This window comes from Pseudomonas viciae, assembly GCF_004786035.1.
Taxonomy (GTDB): Bacteria; Pseudomonadota; Gammaproteobacteria; order Pseudomonadales; family Pseudomonadaceae; genus Aquipseudomonas; species Aquipseudomonas viciae.
On record NZ_CP035088.1, the window covers coordinates 857,959 to 876,141 of the forward strand.

20 protein-coding genes are annotated in these 18,183 nt (G+C 53.7%); 17 read left to right on the plus strand and 3 right to left on the minus strand.

Features of this window, described 5'->3' with window-relative positions:
* The first annotated feature begins 164 nt into the window (after positions 1–164).
* From EPZ47_RS30310 to EPZ47_RS03745, 5 genes are all read left to right on the plus strand, one after another.
* Positions 165–686 carry an IS110 family transposase gene (locus EPZ47_RS30310; RefSeq protein ID WP_238346706.1) on the plus strand — a complete coding sequence of 174 codons (522 nt, stop codon included), beginning with the start codon at positions 165–167 and terminating at the stop codon, positions 684–686.
* A gap of 14 nt (positions 687–700) precedes the next feature.
* A complete protein-coding gene (locus tag EPZ47_RS30315) occupies positions 701–1,177 on the plus strand; it encodes a transposase (RefSeq protein ID WP_238346707.1) in 477 nt (158 codons plus the stop codon).
* Positions 1,178–1,674: 497 nt separating this feature from the next.
* Positions 1,675–2,310 carry an SMI1/KNR4 family protein gene (locus tag EPZ47_RS03735; protein ID WP_238346708.1) on the plus strand — a complete coding sequence of 212 codons (636 nt, stop codon included), beginning with the start codon at positions 1,675–1,677 and terminating at the stop codon, positions 2,308–2,310.
* A gap of 108 nt (positions 2,311–2,418) precedes the next feature.
* Positions 2,419–2,868 carry an SMI1/KNR4 family protein gene (locus tag EPZ47_RS03740; RefSeq protein ID WP_135843590.1) on the plus strand — a complete coding sequence of 150 codons (450 nt, stop codon included), beginning with the start codon at positions 2,419–2,421 and terminating at the stop codon, positions 2,866–2,868.
* Between the two features lie 258 nt (positions 2,869–3,126).
* Positions 3,127–3,765, plus strand: coding sequence for a hypothetical protein (locus EPZ47_RS03745; protein WP_135843591.1), 639 nt, complete (start codon positions 3,127–3,129; stop codon positions 3,763–3,765).
* 205 nt (positions 3,766–3,970) lie between these two features.
* On the opposite strand, the gene EPZ47_RS03750 is transcribed toward EPZ47_RS03745, so the two are convergent.
* Positions 3,971–4,414 carry a hypothetical protein gene (locus EPZ47_RS03750; protein WP_135843592.1) on the minus strand — a complete coding sequence of 148 codons (444 nt, stop codon included), beginning with the start codon at positions 4,412–4,414 and terminating at the stop codon, positions 3,971–3,973.
* 431 nt (positions 4,415–4,845) lie between these two features.
* Here EPZ47_RS03750 and EPZ47_RS03755 point away from each other — a divergent pair, with 431 nt between their 5' ends.
* Positions 4,846–5,187, plus strand: a complete 342-nt coding sequence (locus tag EPZ47_RS03755; RefSeq protein ID WP_135843593.1) for a DUF6124 family protein — start codon at positions 4,846–4,848, stop codon at positions 5,185–5,187.
* A gap of 250 nt (positions 5,188–5,437) precedes the next feature.
* The gene (locus EPZ47_RS03760; protein WP_135843594.1) at positions 5,438–5,899 is read left to right on the plus strand and encodes a hypothetical protein; all 462 of its coding nucleotides are present in this window, start codon (positions 5,438–5,440) and stop codon (positions 5,897–5,899) included.
* Positions 5,900–5,946: 47 nt separating this feature from the next.
* On the opposite strand, the gene EPZ47_RS03765 is transcribed toward EPZ47_RS03760, so the two are convergent.
* Entirely contained in the window at positions 5,947–6,219 is a 273-nt protein-coding gene (locus EPZ47_RS03765) for a hypothetical protein (protein WP_135843595.1), read from the minus strand.
* Between the two features lie 366 nt (positions 6,220–6,585).
* On the opposite strand from EPZ47_RS03765, the gene EPZ47_RS03770 reads away from it, so the two are divergent.
* On the plus strand, positions 6,586–8,067 hold the full coding sequence (locus EPZ47_RS03770) for a leucine-rich repeat domain-containing protein (protein ID WP_135843596.1): 1,482 nt from the start codon (positions 6,586–6,588) through the stop codon (positions 8,065–8,067).
* Positions 8,068–8,146: 79 nt separating this feature from the next.
* Here the strand turns inward: EPZ47_RS03770 and EPZ47_RS03775 are convergent, their stop codons facing one another.
* Entirely contained in the window at positions 8,147–9,175 is a 1,029-nt protein-coding gene (locus EPZ47_RS03775) for a GlxA family transcriptional regulator (protein WP_238346709.1), read from the minus strand.
* A 158-nt stretch (positions 9,176–9,333) separates the two neighbouring features.
* Here EPZ47_RS03775 and EPZ47_RS03780 point away from each other — a divergent pair, with 158 nt between their 5' ends.
* The 9 genes from EPZ47_RS03780 (at position 9,334) to EPZ47_RS03820 (ending at position 18,074) form a co-directional block, all read left to right on the plus strand.
* Positions 9,334–10,203 carry a substrate-binding periplasmic protein gene (locus tag EPZ47_RS03780; RefSeq protein ID WP_135843598.1) on the plus strand — a complete coding sequence of 290 codons (870 nt, stop codon included), beginning with the start codon at positions 9,334–9,336 and terminating at the stop codon, positions 10,201–10,203.
* 78 nt (positions 10,204–10,281) lie between these two features.
* Positions 10,282–11,070 (plus strand): amino acid ABC transporter ATP-binding protein, encoded by a 789-nt coding sequence (locus EPZ47_RS03785; protein WP_135843599.1) that lies wholly within the window; start codon positions 10,282–10,284, stop codon positions 11,068–11,070.
* The gene (locus EPZ47_RS03790) at positions 11,070–11,726 is read left to right on the plus strand and encodes an amino acid ABC transporter permease (protein WP_135843600.1); all 657 of its coding nucleotides are present in this window, start codon (positions 11,070–11,072) and stop codon (positions 11,724–11,726) included. Before EPZ47_RS03785 ends, EPZ47_RS03790 begins: the two co-directional genes overlap by 1 nt.
* The gene (locus EPZ47_RS03795; RefSeq protein ID WP_135843601.1) at positions 11,723–12,406 is read left to right on the plus strand and encodes an amino acid ABC transporter permease; all 684 of its coding nucleotides are present in this window, start codon (positions 11,723–11,725) and stop codon (positions 12,404–12,406) included. Before EPZ47_RS03790 ends, EPZ47_RS03795 begins: the two co-directional genes overlap by 4 nt.
* Before the next feature lie 4 nt (positions 12,407–12,410).
* Positions 12,411–13,838, plus strand: a complete 1,428-nt coding sequence (locus tag EPZ47_RS03800) for an amidase (RefSeq protein WP_135843602.1) — start codon at positions 12,411–12,413, stop codon at positions 13,836–13,838.
* Positions 13,838–15,070: a D-amino acid dehydrogenase gene (locus EPZ47_RS03805; RefSeq protein WP_135843603.1), complete on the plus strand. Its 1,233-nt coding sequence runs from the start codon at positions 13,838–13,840 to the stop codon at positions 15,068–15,070. The genes EPZ47_RS03800 and EPZ47_RS03805 overlap by 1 nt, the downstream gene beginning before the upstream one ends.
* A gap of 26 nt (positions 15,071–15,096) precedes the next feature.
* Positions 15,097–15,465, plus strand: a complete 369-nt coding sequence (locus EPZ47_RS03810) for a RidA family protein (RefSeq protein ID WP_135843604.1) — start codon at positions 15,097–15,099, stop codon at positions 15,463–15,465.
* A 730-nt stretch (positions 15,466–16,195) separates the two neighbouring features.
* The gene (locus tag EPZ47_RS03815; RefSeq protein WP_135843605.1) at positions 16,196–17,374 is read left to right on the plus strand and encodes a reverse transcriptase family protein; all 1,179 of its coding nucleotides are present in this window, start codon (positions 16,196–16,198) and stop codon (positions 17,372–17,374) included.
* Positions 17,364–18,074, plus strand: a complete 711-nt coding sequence (locus EPZ47_RS03820) for a retron Ec48 family effector membrane protein (protein WP_135843606.1) — start codon at positions 17,364–17,366, stop codon at positions 18,072–18,074. Before EPZ47_RS03815 ends, EPZ47_RS03820 begins: the two co-directional genes overlap by 11 nt.
* Positions 18,075–18,183: the final 109 nt, after the last annotated feature.

Here is an 18,183-nt window from a genome sequence, read left to right on the forward strand (position 1 = left end):
GAGCAAAAAGGGGACAGATTTATTTTGTGAAACGCAGAGGGGCAGATTTGTTGGTTTTGCTCGGGTTGTAAATAAATCTGAGAATCATCTGGCCGGCCTCCCCACCTCACAGAGGTGGCGCAAAATTCAAGGTGCGAACTTAGACTTTTGCTGAGGAGGCCGTGATGAAATTCTGTGGCATAGACCTGCATTCGAACAACAGCGTTGTCGTGGTTACCGACGAAACGGATAGAGTTTTGGTGAGCCGGCGCTGTCCCAATGAGCTAACGCCGATTATTGCGCTCCTCGATCCGCACCGTGACGAGTTGGCCGGCGTGGTGGTCGAGTCGACGTACAACTGGTATTGGCTTGTCGATGGCCTTATGGCTGCGGGCTTGAACGTCAAATTGGCGAACCCGGTGGCGATGAAACGCTATGACGGTTTGAAGCACTCGGACGATAAGGATGATGCTGTATTTCTCGCGCATTTGCTGCGACTGGGGATTCTGCCGACGGCTATATTCATCCTCCGCACGAACGAGCGCTACGAGATTTGGCGCGTAAACGAATTCAATTGGTTCGCACAAGAACCCAGCACATCCTGGCCGTCGAAAATATCGCTGCACGTCAATTTGGGCATAGTTTTAGCTGTAATGAAATCAAAGGCTTTTCAGCCGCATCTGTTGACAGGCTGGGCCTGCCAATAGATGTGGCTTTGGCGATGAAGGCCAATGTGGTGGTCATCCAAGCGCTCGAGGCGCAGATCGCCGAGCTAGACGCGCGACTGCTTCAACAGGCCAAGCTACGACCTGAATATTTGTTGCTAAAAACGATGCCAGGCGTGGGTGAAGTACTGGCAACGATCATCATGTTGGAAACCGGTGACATAGACCGTTTTGCAGAGGTCGGCAACTTCGCCTCTTACGCTCGCTGCGTAAAAAGTGCGCATTACTCCAACGGAAAAAAGAAAGGTGAAGGCAACGCAAAAAATGGCAACGCTTACCTCATTTGGGCTTTCATTGAAGCAGCCAATTTTGCCCGGCGTTTCAGTGACGATGCCAAACGATTTTTCGAGAAAAAGAAAGCCAAGACAAACAGCGTGGTCGCGACCAAAGCACTGGCTCATAAATTGGCGCGTGCGAGCTACCACATACTTAAGGAGAAACAGCCTTTTGACGCTAAACGCTGTTTCGCCTGAAGGGCGAGTTAGGTGATGGCCGGCCAACCAAAAGGGGACTGGGCATGAACCACGAAATCCGAGTGGCGCCCGACCATCACCGCCTGAGTGTGTTGTAACCGGGTCGTCCGCCAAGTGAGCCAGTTGAGACTGGACGTGCGTGCCACGCGCGAGCCACAGTTCTGCGACACGTTTTGGACACATTGGCGGCACCAACGTTTCTCTGGGGCAGTTCACTGCCAGGGCGGTGCGTGCTGTATCGCTACCGCTTGATCCAAATGGGTGTCTGGCACGACTCGGTCGTAGCCATTGATGAGGAAACGGGGACGACAGGTTCAACCAGGCAGGTTGAGATAAAGGGGAACCCTACAGTTAAAAGCTGCAGGGCGAGTTGGCTTTTAGCCTTGACTTGAGACCGGCTAATGGGTGTCCCCTTTTTGGCAGGTGCTTGTATTGGCGCTCAATGCAGAGGGTTGCCAAACGGAACGAAGGTTCGAATAGATGTGGTGGATTAAAATATGACTAGCTTAGATACTTTACTATCGAACGCAAGTTCGTCTTTGAGCGAGCATGAACCGGAAAGGTTAGGTCTATCGCATGGATTACTAGATAGGTTAGCTGATCAACTTTTTGGAATGCTGCGCAGGCGTAATGGTTTTTATGCTTTCGAATGCGCTTTGCACGTATTTCCAACACACTCTAGTCAGCAAGAAATTGGAATTTATGACTGGAATGCGAATGCTCTGTGGCGCAGCGGCTACAAATACATGGCCGATGGGTGCTTTTTTTTTGCTGAAGATGTTTTTGGTGGGCAGTTCTGTTTTAAAGATGGCAAGGTCTATATTTTTGATCCAGAAATAGGTTCGCTAGAGTACTTGGCTGACGATATTGAAAGCTGGGCGAAAAGCATTCTTGTTGATTTTGATGTGCTTACAGGGCATCCATTGGCGCATCAATGGCAAAAGCAGAACGGTCAACTCCCTGCGGGGAAACGTCTGTTGCCTAAAGTGCCTTTCGTGCTTGGTGGTGAGTTTGTGCTAGATAACTTGTACTTAGCTGATGCTGTGGAAGGGATGAAGCTTAGAGCTGATATAGCTAGCCAAATCAGAGACCTGCCAGATGGTGCCCAGATTAAATTTAATGTTGAAAGTTAATTGTTAGAGGTGAGGAAAAAAAGGGGGCAGATTTATTTTTAAGCGTAAGCGGGCTGATGTTCTGCTTCCGAAGTAAATAAATCTGTCCCCTATCTTGTGTGAATGATTATGAAAAATAAAGAAGAATTAAAGTCTTTGGTTGAAGTTCTGACGTCCTCAGAAGACTATGAGGGAAATTACGGCTACCGTGTAACAGATAAGAATGCGATGTTAAGCAATGTTGATGAATTAGATCGGCAGCAAGCTCCAGCGGATTATCTGGAATTTCTCACTGAGTTTGGTTTCGGCGAATTAGATGCGGCATTTCATCTCGATGATGGTCCGGAGAAGTATTCGACTATATGCGGTCGGGAAATTGAGGGCTATGAGGGTGTTTACGTATTCGGTGGAAATTCGAGCGATGTACTATATGCTTTCGACGCAAAACATAATTGGCAGGTCGTAGAAATTAGTTCTGAGTTGGATGGGGTTGATGTGTTGGCGTCAAATTTTTCTGATTTTATTTTGGAGCGGCTGAGGTACATCAAGTCGTTAGTTGAAAGGCGTGCGGCGGGTTGATTGTTAGTGTTGCGCTTATAGAAAAATAGCGAAAAGGGGACTGAGCGAAAAGGGGACAGATTTATTTTGTAAACACAGAGGGAGTGGGCTCGTTGGTTTCTCGGTCTGTAAATAAATCTGTCCCCTTCTCTGATAGCCCCCTTTTCTGTTGAGTAGGGCAGAAGCAGACTTGGTAAACGTAATGCGTGATGGCGAGTGCTTGATCAAGGGCTGTGTACCGGCCGGCTATATTAAATTTATCCAGAAATAGGATTTACTATGGATCGGAAAACGTACGACCTACTTAATAGCATCCCGGATCAAGCAGACTATGCCGCCGAGGCGGGAGAGCTGGATCCTGAGGATATTCCGCAGGAGAGAATGAGTGCGGTGCTGGATTTGCTCCACAATTCAGATAATGATGTGGTGCGCTTCCACGCAGCGAAATTGCTGACCAGTTGGGGTGTCCTTGAAGGCCTGGCCGCTTTGGAAAAAAGCATGGAAAGGCCTGAGCTTATAAAAAATGTCTATCTTCATAGGCTACATGGATACGATGATACTTATCGTCAGATTCTTATGGCTGTAACTATGTATTTTGCCAATATGGCTGGCAGGGGAGGTCGAGAGGAAGCGAGGGCTCAAGTCTTCTCACCTTTATCTAAAATCATAGAGTTTGCAGGTAATGAGCCTTTTGAAATAGCCGATGCTCTTGCCTTTGTGACGCGTGAAAAATATCTAGAATATATCCCGCTTATTAAGCAGTATCTCAGTTCAATAATCGATTGTCCGGAAATACATCGGTGGAAAATTCATGACGCTATTGAGTTTTTAATAGGATTTGAGCTGGAGTTTGTTTTGTCTTTATTGAAGGAGAAAAACAAAAGTATTGATGGTTTTTTACCAAGGCTACAGCGATGAAGTTGTTTAGTCTGATGGCGAGGCTGCCGCACGGCTTCTGAATCGGCCGGGCAGGCGGTCCAATAATTTCATTGTGGCGAGGGAGCAAGCTCCCTCGCCACAAAAGCCGTATTGTAGATCGCTCGCCATGGGCAGGTTTATTTTGCTGTCCGCTTCTTTTTCTTCCTGTCGCGCCTTGGGTACCCCGGGTTTGCGTACAACGAGTTTACAGCGGGCACCACGGGGCTCCCCCCTTCGCGCTTTCCAGGATCTTCGGAAAGTTTCGCTCAAAGGCCCAGCCTGAAGCCACGGCAGTCATGGTGGTTTTGCAGGCGGGGTTCTTTTCCGAGACGATCACGTTCATATAGAACTGGCTGCCGTAGATTGTCGGCGCCCATAGCACCATGTCGCTTCTTTCGGCATTGCTGTCGACTTTCAATTGGATGGTATTGACGAGTCTCCCCCCGTCGTGAGCTCGGTCACTTGTGGGTGAAAGCAGTGGTTCAGGTAGCCTTGCACCCGTTCTTCCACCACCGCCCGCTCTTGTGTCAGGCAGTATTCGGGGCTGGTTTTGCCAGTGTTCAGCAGCTCGTCCTTGGTATACGGATGCAGTGAGCAACCGCTCAATAGCAGAAAAACGATCCCTGTAAATTTCTTGTACAAAACTCATGCTCCATCAGAGGTTGTGGGCTGCCAAAACTGTTTGCCGCAAGGGCGGCGGGCGGGACTATACGCAATTTGTTTCTGTATGGAATGGTTGAACTGGCTTGTCGTAGGAATCGACGGAGCGAATATTCCCCATTGACTTGCAGGACATTTCCTAGAAAATTCCAGTCCCTTGCGCCTGCTGATTTCGGTGCCTAGTCTTTGTCCACCGCTGCCAATTCAGCGGTCGGGTTTAGTCGCTCGGTATTTCGTTAGGCGCAAGGTCTCCTTGAAGTCAGGCTACGATTTTCTCGCTGATTTTTATGGTGGCTGTGCGCAGGGCACTTTCGAGTGCGCCGGTTTCCTAACGTCCCGGTCGACTAACCTGCGCATAGCCGCCACCCCCTTCGTTTAGTCGCGAACAGTGGCGGATCCGACTGACGTTAGGAGGTCCATATGGACAAACTCATCCCCGACCCACCCGTTCCACCGCTGCATCTAGACATCGCAGCCGACGCCAACGCCGAGCGTGTCATCGATTCCTATCTGAACCCCAAGCCCGCCCAGCCTGACAAGAAGCCACCTCCGGACCAGTTGTTCACCGTCATGGAGGGCGTCGATGCTGAAAGCCTGTTGGCCAATCTCAGCGAAACCTTGGCCTCCGCCAATGCCATGGCCGGCGATCTGGCGTTCGATCTGGAGGATTCTCGACGGTATGTTGCACTAGGGCTGCAACAGTTGATCGAGCTGGGTCAGCTATTGGCAAACCGGGCGCTGGATGTAGTCGATCCCAGGTAAGCGCAGGAGGTGGGTTTTGATCGATGTGGATCGATCAAACCCACTTGCATTCCCGTAAAGCCACAAAATCCCTGAATCGACCCGGTCCGTTGGCGAGTGCTTTGCACTCGAGCGGGGATAAATCCCCTCGCCACGTGGCAAACAGGGACAGACCCTGGGGGGGCCGGAATGTGCGACCACCAGCTATGGCGACCACCGTGTGTTCTTGGTGGATAATCAATTTTTTATTGGGCGAAGGTAGAGTTTGTAAATGAAAAAAATGTTCATGCCGGCTTTCATCATGCTCCTAAGCCTCTATGGCTGCGCAGAGATGCCTGCCTACTCGAATGTCGAGTCCCGCGAGGCAGGTGATGAGTCTCGCTATACCGTGTTGGAAACCGATACGTATGCGGGAAGGCCACAACGGCATCTTTTGGATTCCGAGCCTGATCTGAACATCATAAGGATTAACGACAAGAAGGTCGGGAACATCCCATTCTCCACCTACTATTACAGGAACGACTCTCCCCAGCGTGCTGTGCTGACACCAGGAACCTACACCGTGCAGTTGGAGTACCGGCTGCCTCTGCACTTCATGTTTGCGGACTTGGAGTTTGAGGGTAAGCCAGGCCAAAAGGTCATCGCCCGTACCAAGTACGTGGGGCCTAGCCGATTGGAGATATGGTTGGAGGATGCCGCTACTGGCGAGGTAGTCAGTAAGCGAGTGCGTTGATAGGAGCCTGAACGAAACGGGCGACCCCAAAGGTCGCCCGTTTTCATTTATTCAACCGCCTGCGCCCGCAACCGCCTGCCAATCACATCCATCACATCACACCCATCGCGCAGCGCTATCGTCAGCATTTTGCAAAGGTCGGAAAGCACCAGCGTGTCGGAACTGATCTCCGAGCGGAACGCGATATTTTCCAGCAGTTGGGTCACGGTGCGGATGCGGTAATCAGCGGTTTCGAAGAGGACGTCGAGGGGGGCTTCGGTGTCGATCAGCAGGGTAGCGGGGATGCAGTCGATGCCGGTGATGGGCATGTATCGATTCATCGGTAGTACCTCATTCAGTTGAAAGGAGCTACCTCGTTCATCGAGTCGCCAAACCCGAGTCGCCATTTGGGCGACGAGGAACTATAGGCCGCCCCGCTCAAGTGCTACAAGACGCCACTTTCCGAGCTTCATGTAGGACCGTTGGCTTTTCAGCGGCTGCATTTCCCTACATTGGGTTCGCAGCTATCAACGGGCTCGAACCAGCCGTCCATTCGACACATCGTCATGGCTAGAGACGGGATCGTGGCGAGGAAGGTGAAAACGATATGGCGCGACCCAACCGTGGCAGCCTCTTCAGCAAGACTCTTTTTTATGCTTCCCTATCGGTCATATTTTCTTTCAATTCCTTTCGCAGACTCCTAGACCGTGCAGACTCCCGACCGCAACGCGCTGATCGCCCAACTCGCGGCCAACCCTGATGACATCGCCGCACGTGCTGCGCTTTATCGCGACCTGCTCGACACCGCAGAGGCATCACTGGAGGGTGTACGCGTTGCGGCTGGCCTGTGCGATCCGGCGGCTAACGTCGTTATTGCTCACCTGAACACCACCGCCCATAAAAATCGCCCCGGCCCATTGCTGCCTCAGCTTCGCAACCTGCCGGTCGATCATGTGGAGTTGAACAATGCCGAGCCAGAGTGGTGTGACGCCCTGGCTGGGTTGCCCTTGCGCACGCTGAAACTCAACAGCCCGAGATTCAGCTGCGGCCCGGATGTGTGGCAACGCTTGCCAGGCTTGGCCCTCGACACCTTGGAAATCAGCGGATTTTCTCGCAACGATAACGCCACCAGCCTGCCTTCAGTCGAGCGACTGCGCCGGCTCAAGTTAGGCACCTACGGCGAAGACTTCGACGACGCTTTTCTCCAGCAACTCAGCAATAGCCCGCTGCAGGAATTGTCGTTGAACCGTTGCGATGACGTCACCGACGACGGTCTTCTCGCCTTGTCGAAACTCCAGTTGCGATCACTCACGTTAGAACGCGTCGGCGAGCTGACTTCCCGTGGGATGGCGCACTTACGCAATCACCCACTCGAACAACTGTCCCTCGGTTGGAGCAGTGCAATCCTGAAGGACCCTTCCTGGCTTTCCAGCCTGACGGCATTGCGCGCGCTGAGTCTGGATCACTGTTACGCAACAGACGCCACGCTCGACGCGATTCGGGAGCTGCCCATCGAACGGCTGTCGCTCCAGTCTTCGTATATCGCTGATGACGATCTTGAAGTATTGGAAGGCATGCCGCTCGCCGATCTGGATCTCAAGTCGTCCCGCCAAGTGATCGAAAGACTCGATGTGCTGCACGCTTTTCCACTGAAGCGGCTGGGGCTTTCCGATGTGCAAGGCGTGTGTGCAGATACCTTGAGCGACCTGCGTGGTTTGGACTTGGAATCCCTGGACCTTTCCTTGAACGACACCACTTGGAAGGAGTTGAAGCAACTGGCTGGCCTGCCGCTGAAGCGGCTGAACCTCAGTTTCTGTCGCGGCGTCGATGGCAAGGTTTTGCGCAAGCTCGCCGAGTTGGGATTACCGTTGGAGCAACTTGAAATAAGTGGTCTGGACCTGCGCGATGCCGATCTCGCTTGCTTGCGGGATTTGCCTTTGCAGCGCTTGGGTTTGTATGACAGTTCCTGGCTCACAGACGTCGGAGTGGCCCATCTCGCGGGTATGCCACTACGAGATTTGACGCTTGCGGCAGATCCTGGGGAATCGCAGATCACTTCAGCCGTGGTGCCGGTGTTGGAGCAGTTGCCGCTGCAAACATTGTCGTTGTTTAACTGCAGCGAGATCAGCGCAGACGGTTGGGATCGTTTGGCCAGGTTGCCTGCGCGGGTGATGGGGCCGGGTATCTGACGCTCGGTTCATGCCATCGATACTGCGAATCTTCAAAACACAGCGCTGGGCCGTGTATCAGGGACACTCACTTGCAGGGCTACTTCCCCTCTTGTTGCATCAAGGCTTTGCGTAGCTTCCCAGGCGACATACCAAACATGCTCTGAAAGTGCCGAATGAAATGCGGCGCATCCGCGAAGCCACATTCAAAGGCGATCTCGCCGATCTGGCGATCGGAACTCACGAGCAGCCACCTGCCGAACCTGAGTCGGACCTGGCGGTAGAACTGGGCCGGGCTGTTGTTGGTTTCAGCGACAAACAGGCGTTCCAATTGCCGCTTGCTGGTGCCGACCAGATGCGCAATGGCCTCGATATCCAGGGGTTGGGCCATGTGTTTTTCCATCAACATCACGGCTTCGTGCAGCCGACGGTTGGAGGAGCTGGCGTAGCCGAGCGCCTTGCGTCGGTCGACGAAACTGTTGGACGTGTTCTTCGCCACCGTCATCTGATGCACGACTTTGCCCGCTCGATCCGGTCCGCAATGCAGGCCGATCAGATGAAGGGCCAGTTCGATCACTGACACACCGCCCGCGCAGGTGATCCGGTCCTGGTCGATCAGAAAGTCCCTGTTGATGACAAAGCGCGACGAGGGAAACAGCCGCTTCCAGTCGTCGCCATGGTAGGCGTGGACACACGCCGTTCGCCCCTCCATCAGGCCATGTCGCGCGAGCACGAAGCTGCCGGTGCACAGGCCGATCAACGGCACCTGTGCCGCCGCGGCCTGTTGGAGGAACGCGGGATAGGTTTTCGGCACCGCCTCGATGGAGTCGAGCAATCCACCAATCACCACGATGTAGTCGAAACGCGCCGGGTCAGCGAGTTCACTGTCGATCGGCACGTCCAGTCCGCTACTGGAAATGACTCTTTGCCCGGGCGTGCCGAGTACTTTCCATTGGCAGCGGATGGGGCGGCTTTGATCGCCCGTATCGGCGGCGTGCCGCAAGGCATCGGTCAGTCCTGACAGTGACAGCAAGGGGAAGCGTGGCCACAACATGATGCCAATAGACAGCTCGGCGGTGCCGCGGCGGATGGGCGGATGACGCGCCTGCCCATGATCGAGCCCTTCCACGAGGCTTTCCTGGGGTGTCCCGTTCTCTGCACCGCCAGAATGTCGCAAATATTCAATCATTCGTGCAAAGCATCCAACCAGTTATAGCGCCGGTCCCACTACGATGGCGCCATGCGAAACGTTCTGCTGCCACAATAAAAACTATCGAGGAGCATCCGATGAAGACGTCCAAGGTTCAGCGTTTTTCCGGCATTTGTGCCGGTTTTCTGGTGTGCGTTCTGGCTGCGGCACCGGTGTTCGCATTGCAGACAGTAGAGCCGGGAAGCCTGACCATCGCCTTCAGTGGTGATATGCCAGGAACAGGGTATCAAGATAGTCGGATGGTCGGCTATGACGGTGAAATCCTTCAACAAATTTCCGAAAAGCTGGGGCTCAAGGTCAAGCCGGCATTGATGGAGTGGTCGGGGACGATTGCGTCGGTGCAGTCCAAACGAGTGGATGTCATGGCAGGCACCATGGGCTGGACCGAACAACGCTCGAAAATCATGGCCTTGAGCGATCCTATTCACTACTTCAAAAACGGCATCACCCAGACAGACAAGACCAACTGGAACAGCCTCAAAGATTTGCAAGGCAAGAAAGTCGGGACCATCACCGGCTTTTCGTTCATCCCTGAGATGCGCAAGATCGATGGCCTGCAAGTCGCCCTGTACGACACGTCCGACGCGGCCGTTCGCGATCTGCTCGCCGGACGTATCGATGCGGTGATCGGCGATCCACCGGTCATGCAATACGCCATTTCCCGCAATGAGCAATGGCACCTGCATTTCAACGCCTTTGTCGACAACGATCCGAATTTTCCACTGCTGACGGGCTTGGGTCAGGTGGTGTTCGGCTTCAACAAGGCCAGCCCGGAACTGGTGACGGCGGTCAACGCACAGATTCAGACGCTCTGGAAAAACTGTGAGATGCGCAAGATCGGCGCTCGCTACGGCCTGACCCAGGATGTCTGGTTCATGCCCGAAGGCAAGGACCTGCGGCTCGGCGTCGATCGCCCTGCAGGCTGGACGTTACCTGGCTGCAAATAAGTGTGTGAGGCGATGGGGCGGACTCATGCAGATGCACCGACTTATCGCCATGCCTACAACAAAAAGAGGTTAGCCAAGATGTCGAGCCTGTCTGACGACGCGTTGCTGCGCGTGCACGAATTACACAAGAACTATGGCGATCTGGAAGTGCTCAAGGGCATCAGCCTGGAGTTGAAGCCCGGTGAGACCCTGTCGCTGATTGGCCCGAGCGGATCTGGAAAGTCCACCTGCCTGCGTTGCATCAATTACCTGGAAAAACCTACCCGTGGCGAGATCTGGCTGGGGGACGAGCTGATCGGGCAGGTCAAGGACGGCAGGCGTTTGCGTCTGATGAGTGACCGGGAGATGGCTCCGCAGCGCCGCGAGATCGCCATGGTGTTCCAGTTGTTCTACCTCTGGCCGCACTTGAGCGTGCGCGATAACGTCGCCCTCGGTCCCATCAAGGCCCAGGGTATGCCGCGCAAGCAGGCGTATGAGTTGGCCGACGCGATGTTGGAAAAAGTCCATCTGCGGCACAAGGCCGAGTCTTATCCCGAGCAATTGTCCGGTGGTCAGCAACAGCGGGTCGCCATCGCCCGGGCCTTGGCTCAGCAACCGAAAGTGATTCTGTTCGACGAACCGACCTCGGCGTTGGATCCCGAGTTGGTGGGCGAAGTGTTGGCGGTGATTCGCGAGCTGGCGGAAGAGGGCCGCAGCATGATCATGGTCACCCACGAAGTGCGGTTTGCCCGCGATGTGGCGGATCGGGTGATCTTCATGGACGGTGGGCGCATTGTCGAACAGGGGCCGTCGGCGCAAGTCATCGACAACCCTTGTCACGAACGTACCCGCAGCTTTCTTGGGCGTATGGCTGTGGAGAGCGCTTGATGGCGAATCTGGAAGCTTTCTTCGGGCTGTTGCCCTTGCTGTTGAAAGGCGCAATGAGTGCGCTGGAAATTGCCCTCTGCACCTTGGTGCTGGCCAGTGCCGGTGGCCTGGTGCTGGCGGTTTTACTGACGTTCAGCCGATCGCGACTGGTACACGGCGCCATTGCCTGTTTCATCGAATGGATGCGCAACGTGCCTGCGCTGGCGCACCTGTTTCTGATCTACTTTGGGCTGTCCTACCTGGGCATCAATTTGCCCGCGTGGCTGGCGGCCATCTTCGGTTTGAGCCTGGTAGGCAGCGCAGTGCTGGCCGATACTTTCCGCGCCGGCCTGCAATCGCTGCACGTCGGCCAGCATGAAGCCGGGCAGGCCGTCGGCCTGAACCGTATGCAAATCCTGCGCTACATCCTCTTGCCCCAGGCCCTGCGCGTTGCGTTGCCAGCGTATGCCAACTATGTCACGCAACTGATCAAGGATACGTCCATCGCCTCGGCCATTGCCGTGCCGGAAATCATGTTCCTGGCACGCAATCTGGTGACCTCCACGTTCCAGACCTCGCTGATTTATCTGGCGGTGATGTGCATCTACGCGGCGATGATCCTGCCAATTGGCGTGGGATTCATCCGACTTGAACGTCATCTGGGGGCGGCGCGATGATCAGTTTTTTCCAGCAATACCCGGAATACTGGAGCGACTGGATCGCTCGCCTGCTACTCGGCGCACGGGTCAGCGCCGAGTTGTCCCTGACAGGCTTCGCCCTGGCGGCGCTGTTGGGCGCGTTACTGGCCTGGGCGATGAAGAGTCCCAGCGCATTGCTCAAGCGTCTGGCCGTGTTTTTCATCCAGGGGATGCGTGCGGTGCCGCTTCTGGCGTTGCTGCTGGCGCTGTACTTCACCTTGCCCAGCCTCGGGCTGACGTTGTCCGGTTACTGGGCCGGAGCCATCGGTTTGGGGTTGCAGGGCAGCGCCTACGTCGCGGAGATCCTGCGCGGAGGACTGGATTCCTTGCACCGAGGCCAACGTGAGGCGGCCATCGCCACCGGCCTGACGCCATTGCAAGCCTTCACTGCAGTGATCTTTCCGCAAGCCATTCGCGGCATGTTGCCGCCGTTGCTCAATGCCTACGTGTCGATTCTGAAGGACAGCTCTCTGTGCGCCCTGATCGCCACCGATGAGTTGATGCTGGCGGCCAGGGCCATCGCCTCCGAGTCCTTTTTGCCGATGCACATTTTCCTGTTGGTGGGGTTGTTCTATTTCGTCATCGCTTTCCCTCTTTCTCTGTTGTCGCGAGTGTTGGAAGTACGATTTTCTCGCGGACGCAAAACCATTCGAGGTTGAACACATGAGCATCATGGATCGAACCGCTGCCCACAGCATTGGCCAGTTGCGGCAAGCACTGGAGTCCGGAACACTCACGAGCGAGTCCCTGGTCTGCGCGCAACTGGAGCGAATCGAGCGCTTCAACGGGCAACTCAATGCTTATGTCGAGGCCTATCCTCAGCGCGCGCTCGGTGCCGCCATCGCTGCCGATCGGCAGCGGGCCGCAGGTATCGACCAGGGGCCACTGCATGGCATTCCGATCGCGATCAAGGATTTGTTCGAGATCGACGGCAAGGCCATAACCGGTGGTTCGCTGGCGCAGACGCCGCGTATCTCGCGGCTCACCGCCACGGCGGTCCAGCGACTGGAACGCGCCGGGGCGATCATCATGGGCAAGACCCACACCGTTGAATTCGCTTTCGGCGGGTGGGGCACCAATGCCGTGATGGGCACGCCGTGGAACCCATGGGACCGCGACGTGCATCGTGCTCCAGGGGGTTCCAGCAGTGGTTCAGCGGTGGCCGTGGCCGGCGGGTTGGCGAGCGCGGCATTGGGCACCGACACCGGCGGCTCGGTGCGGATTCCTGCGGGCATGTGTGGTCTGGTTGGGTTGAAAACCACGCGTGGGTTGGTCAGTCGTCACGGTTTGATTGAGTTGTGTCCATCGCTGGATTCGGTGGGGCCGATTACGCACACCGTCGAAGACGCTGCATGGATGCTTGACGCGCTGCTGGGGCCGGACCCGCTGGACCCGGTCTCGGCCAAATCGCCAGTTTTCAGCGCCGCAGCAGGCTTGAATCTTCCGGTGGCCGGTCTACGCATCTGGGTGCTGCCACAGGCCGAACGCGTACACATCGCGCCTGGCGTATTGGCAGCCTATGACCGGGGGCTGGAGCAATTGGCCGCACTGGGCATGCACCTGGTCGAACAGCCGCTACCGACTTCGCTGGATCAGTGCATGCGTGTCGCCGGTGGCCTTATGAGCGCCGAAGGCTATGCCAGCCTTGGCAGCCTGTTCGAGCGCGATGATCTGCGCTTCGATCCTCATGTGCAGCGTCGGGTGTTGAGCGGACGCGCCGTCGACGCGGCGGCTTATATCCATTTGCACCACCAGCGACGTGCTGCCCGTCGAGCCATGGACGAGGCCATGTCCAATGTCGATGCCTGTGCGTTTCCAACCAACGCCATTGGCAGTGTGCCGTTGAGTCAGGTCGATGAGTACGGGACGCCGCTGGCCCTGCTCGGCCGTTTCGCCAACCTGCTCAATCTCTGCTCCGTGGCGCTGCCGGTGGGCTTCGACGAGCAACGCATGCCGGTCTCGATGCAGATTGTCGGTCGTGCTTTCGCCGAACCACTGGTCCTGCGGATCGCCCACGCCTATCAGCAAGTCAGTGATTGGCACCAACAGCGGCCTGTGGGGTGGGACCTGTCGGACAGGGTGGTGGCGTAATGGAAATCTGTGTCGTCGGCGCCGGAATCGTTGGCTTGAGCAGTGCCTGGTTTTTACACAAAGCGGGTCATAACGTCACGGTTATCGATCGTGCGGGGGAGGCGGGCATGGGGGCCAGTGCGGCCAATGGGGCGCAATTGAGCTACAGCTATGTGCAACCGTTGGCGGATCCCTCGCTGTTGCCGGGCATTCCAAAGATGCTGCTGGAGCGCAACGGCCCGCTGAAGTTTTCGCCGCAATGGAGCTTGGAACAATGGCGCTGGTGTATGGAATTTCTCGCGGCCTGCCGTACGTCCATTTCGCGTCAGACCACTGTCGAGTTGCTGGAACTGGCGCATGAAAGTCGGCTGGCGCTGGACGCCTTCATCAGTCAGGAAAAGGTGCACTGCGATTTCGCCCGTACCGGCAAACTGGTTCTATACCCGGATGCTGACAGCCTGCGCAAGGCCAGCGAGCAGGTGAAATTCCAGGCCGCCCAAGGCTCCAGGCAGCAAAAAATAGTGAGCCCGGCCGAAGCCGTGTCGATCGAACCTGCACTTGAGGGCTATAAGAAGGCGTTTCACGGCGCGATCCATACCGACAGCGAATGCGCGGTCGATGGGCGCAAGCTTTGTCAGGAGCTTGCAAGGTTGCTGAGCAAGCAGGGTGTGCGTTTTCTATTCGACAGCGAGGTTGCCGCTTTCCGACGTGAACGCGGGCGCATCACCGCGTTGGAGATCCACCACGCCATCGACGGCCCTGGTCTCTTAGGGACGCAGGCAGTGGTGCTGGCGGCTGGCGCTTACAGTGCACGGTTGTTATCAGCATTCGGTGTGCGCATGCCGGTCTACCCGCTCAAGGGATACAGCATTACGTTGCCGATCACTGACTCGATGAATGCACCGACGGTCAGCGTTACGGACATGCGGCGTAAAACGGTGTTCGCCCGGATCGGTGATCGCCTGCGCGTTGCCGGGATGGTCGAGTTGTGTGGGCTGGATGCGTCGATTCCCGTTAAGCGTATCGAACAACTGAAAGCCTCGACGCAGGCATTGTTCGGCCAGGGATGGAATGCCGAGGATTGTCAGCCCTGGACCGGTTGGCGTCCGGCGACCCCTACCGGGCGGCCGATTCTGGCCGTCAGTGGTTGTGACAATCTGTACGTCAATTGCGGCCAGGGTGCGCTGGGCATGACCTTGGCATTCGGTAGTGCCCAGCGTCTGGTCCGGTTGATCGACGGCACGGTGCCTTAGCTTTCTCAATTCATGGAGTAAAACCGATGGCAACGATTCAACGTTTTCAGAGCAGCGCGCGGATTTCCGGCGTGGTCAGTTACGGCGATCTGCTTTACCTCTCCGGCCAGGTGCCCACTGATCTACAGGTTGGCATCGAAGAGCAGACGCAGCAGGTGCTGGCCAAGATCGAAGCCTTGTTGTCACTGGCGGGCAGCAACAAGGGCCAGCTTTTGAGCGCACAGATCTGGCTCAAAGACATTGATCGTGATTTCGCGCTGATGAATTCGGTGTGGGACGCTTGGCTGCCAACCGACAGTGCTCCGGCACGGGCCACTGTTCAGGCTGGTCTGGCGCGGCCTGAGGTGCTGGTCGAGATCATGGTTATAGCCGTGAGATCTGCTTCTGGTGTTTGATCCAATCAGCTGTGGTAGATATTTCAGGCACAAAAAAAGACGTCCGTGGACGTCTTTAGATGATGAAATGGTGGGCCGGGGTAATTTGAACTGACCGTGTATCTATCTGATTTTGAATAATAAATTTTGTAAGATTTTTTTGATGGAATACGTTATGGAATACCCTTGAGCGCACCGTGGTTGTGTAACCGAGATGGCATGCTCGCAAGAGGGCACATTATCTCCCGAGGTATGTCGCCCAGAAGGACCCATTGTCGGCAGTAACCGATCCGTATCTGACGTTTGCCAAAGGTAGAAAACGGCCAAAAGTAGACGACCGACGACAGGCTTGAATCGGAGGGCGACTTTCTTAAATATCCGAAAACCTAATATGATTGGAATAACCGCCCTGTTATTCACTTAAGGTATAAAAAGATAATTGAACAGAGAATATGAATGCGGTAATGTCAATTTGGCATGAGCGTTTCGCTCATATGTTGCACTTGAGCAGAAAATCCCGAGATACCTTGCTGTGTCCTTAAATGGAAACGGCGGTGGTGCCTGATTTAGGTATTACCAAGTGGGCTGGCGGCGGCAAGGAACCAATCCGCACCGACGATACCATCTCAATGATTAGCTCCGCTCGTAGGGTAGAGGCAAGCCAGTTTCGGGTTGCTCAAACGTACGCATCTCTGCTCTTTTCCTTCGCGAGAAGGCAGCGGACTAATACATCAAAGGATCATCAAGCAGCATGGACGAATACGCCCCCCAAAAAACCACTAGTGAATCAATTTTTTCAATAGATAATTTGCTTGCGGCACTAGGTCTTAGTGAGGCCGAGTATAAGAGCATTCAAGATTTAGAAGAAAAAAATCGATACACGCCATTACATCTCAAAAAAAAGAATGGAGATGATAGGGTTGTTTTCGACCCTCATCCCCTCGTAAGAAAATTTCAGCGCAGAATAAAAAACAGGCTGTTCAATCAAATCAGATATCCTACGTACCTTTACGGTTCAATTTCTGATCCAGAACACCCACGAGACTATATATCCTGCGCACAACGACATTGCAAAGCCAAGACGATATTAAAAATTGATATAACTTCATTTTTTGACTTTATAGACTATGATTTAGTATACAAAATCTTCAATGAATTATTTTTTTATTCTGATGAGATATCTGAAGCATTAGCAAATATTTGCACTAGAGAGGGAGTTGTACCGCAAGGGGCGCCGACATCTAGCTTTATAGCAAACTTGTGTTTTTTTGACACTGAAGGGCGGATCGTTAAAGGGCTAGAGCGGCAACAACTAAGTTACACTCGATTAACTGATGACATCACTGTTTCATCAGCGATACAGGATAAAGATCTAAATAAAGCTAAATCCACTATAGTATCAATGATCGAGCATGCAGGATTTAAAGTAAACGAAGCGAAAACAAGTATAGAGTCAATTTCAACAACCGCTTTCAAAGTTCATGGGCTGAGAGTTAACAAAGAAACCCCCCAGCTTCCGCGAGATGAGATCAGGGCGATTCGGGCTGCGGTCAACAACCTCAAAATCCTTTCGCGAGAACCCAATGCGAGGACAAGCTTTGACTATAGAAAACGTTATGAAAGCATATCTGGTCGAGTTAATAAGCTGGCGCGCACAGGACATCCCAGATATAAAAAACATCGACTAGAACTAAAATCCATATTGCCCCTTCCGTCCCAAAAAGATATTCGGCGCTGCCTCACTATGCTTTCTACTTTGATGAGGGACTACGATGTTTTTTGCAGCACCCCACTTTATATGAAACGATATCATCGCCTTCGGCATAGGTTGATACTGTTGCAGAGAGTTTATAAGCATGAAGCAAAAAAAATATGGACAGAGTTGAAAGTGCTAACTCCGACAAAAAGCAAAGCTGAACATGAACTATAAAAAGTACATTTTTTCAATAGCCGTTTTTTCTGCAACGGTTTTGTGCGCAATCACACTCACATCTATATTCTTGGCTCTATTAATTGCTCATAATAACTCTCTAGAATTCTGTTTCTCACCTGGATGTTTTGATTTCGCTGCAAAAGCTTTCCAAGAACCTATAAAAATCTTCAAAATCGGCGTTGGGTTTGGAACATATGCATTCGCTGCAATCGGAGCGGCAACCGCCATACTGACTTATGTAAATTCTGTAAAGGCAGAAAAAAACAACCGACATTTTCAAAAACACTCTGAATTCAAAGCTTTTACTTCGGGGCTGGTAGCACGACAAAACTCTGGTATAAGGCAAGAAGATTTCAATGCTAACAAATACTATGGTTTTTTATTTCCCCTATCGGCTGAGGCATATTTTATTCCCTCCGAGTCATACGATATTGTTATCAATAGTATTGAACGACAGATCGCAGAAACTCAAGCAAATTTTATTCCCGGTGATGTACGATCAATTGAAGAGCATTGCAGGAATATGTTGGGGTATTTCCATTCTTTGGGGATAGCTGTAGAAGAGCCAACTGAGGAAACGTTGATGATGCTTGAGCCCAAAATATTTTCTTTCATAGATAATATAAATCAACAGTTTACAGATATTGAGGTCAGCCTTAGAAGCAAGTCGAGGGATTACATGCGCAGCATTCAATAATGTCATTTGTCGAACGCTGATTTTGGCAGTGCGTATTAGGTACATAAAGGATGCTGCCGGATCAAAGTAATAGTTAGATATTACTGCCGGCGGATAATGCTTAAGAGCC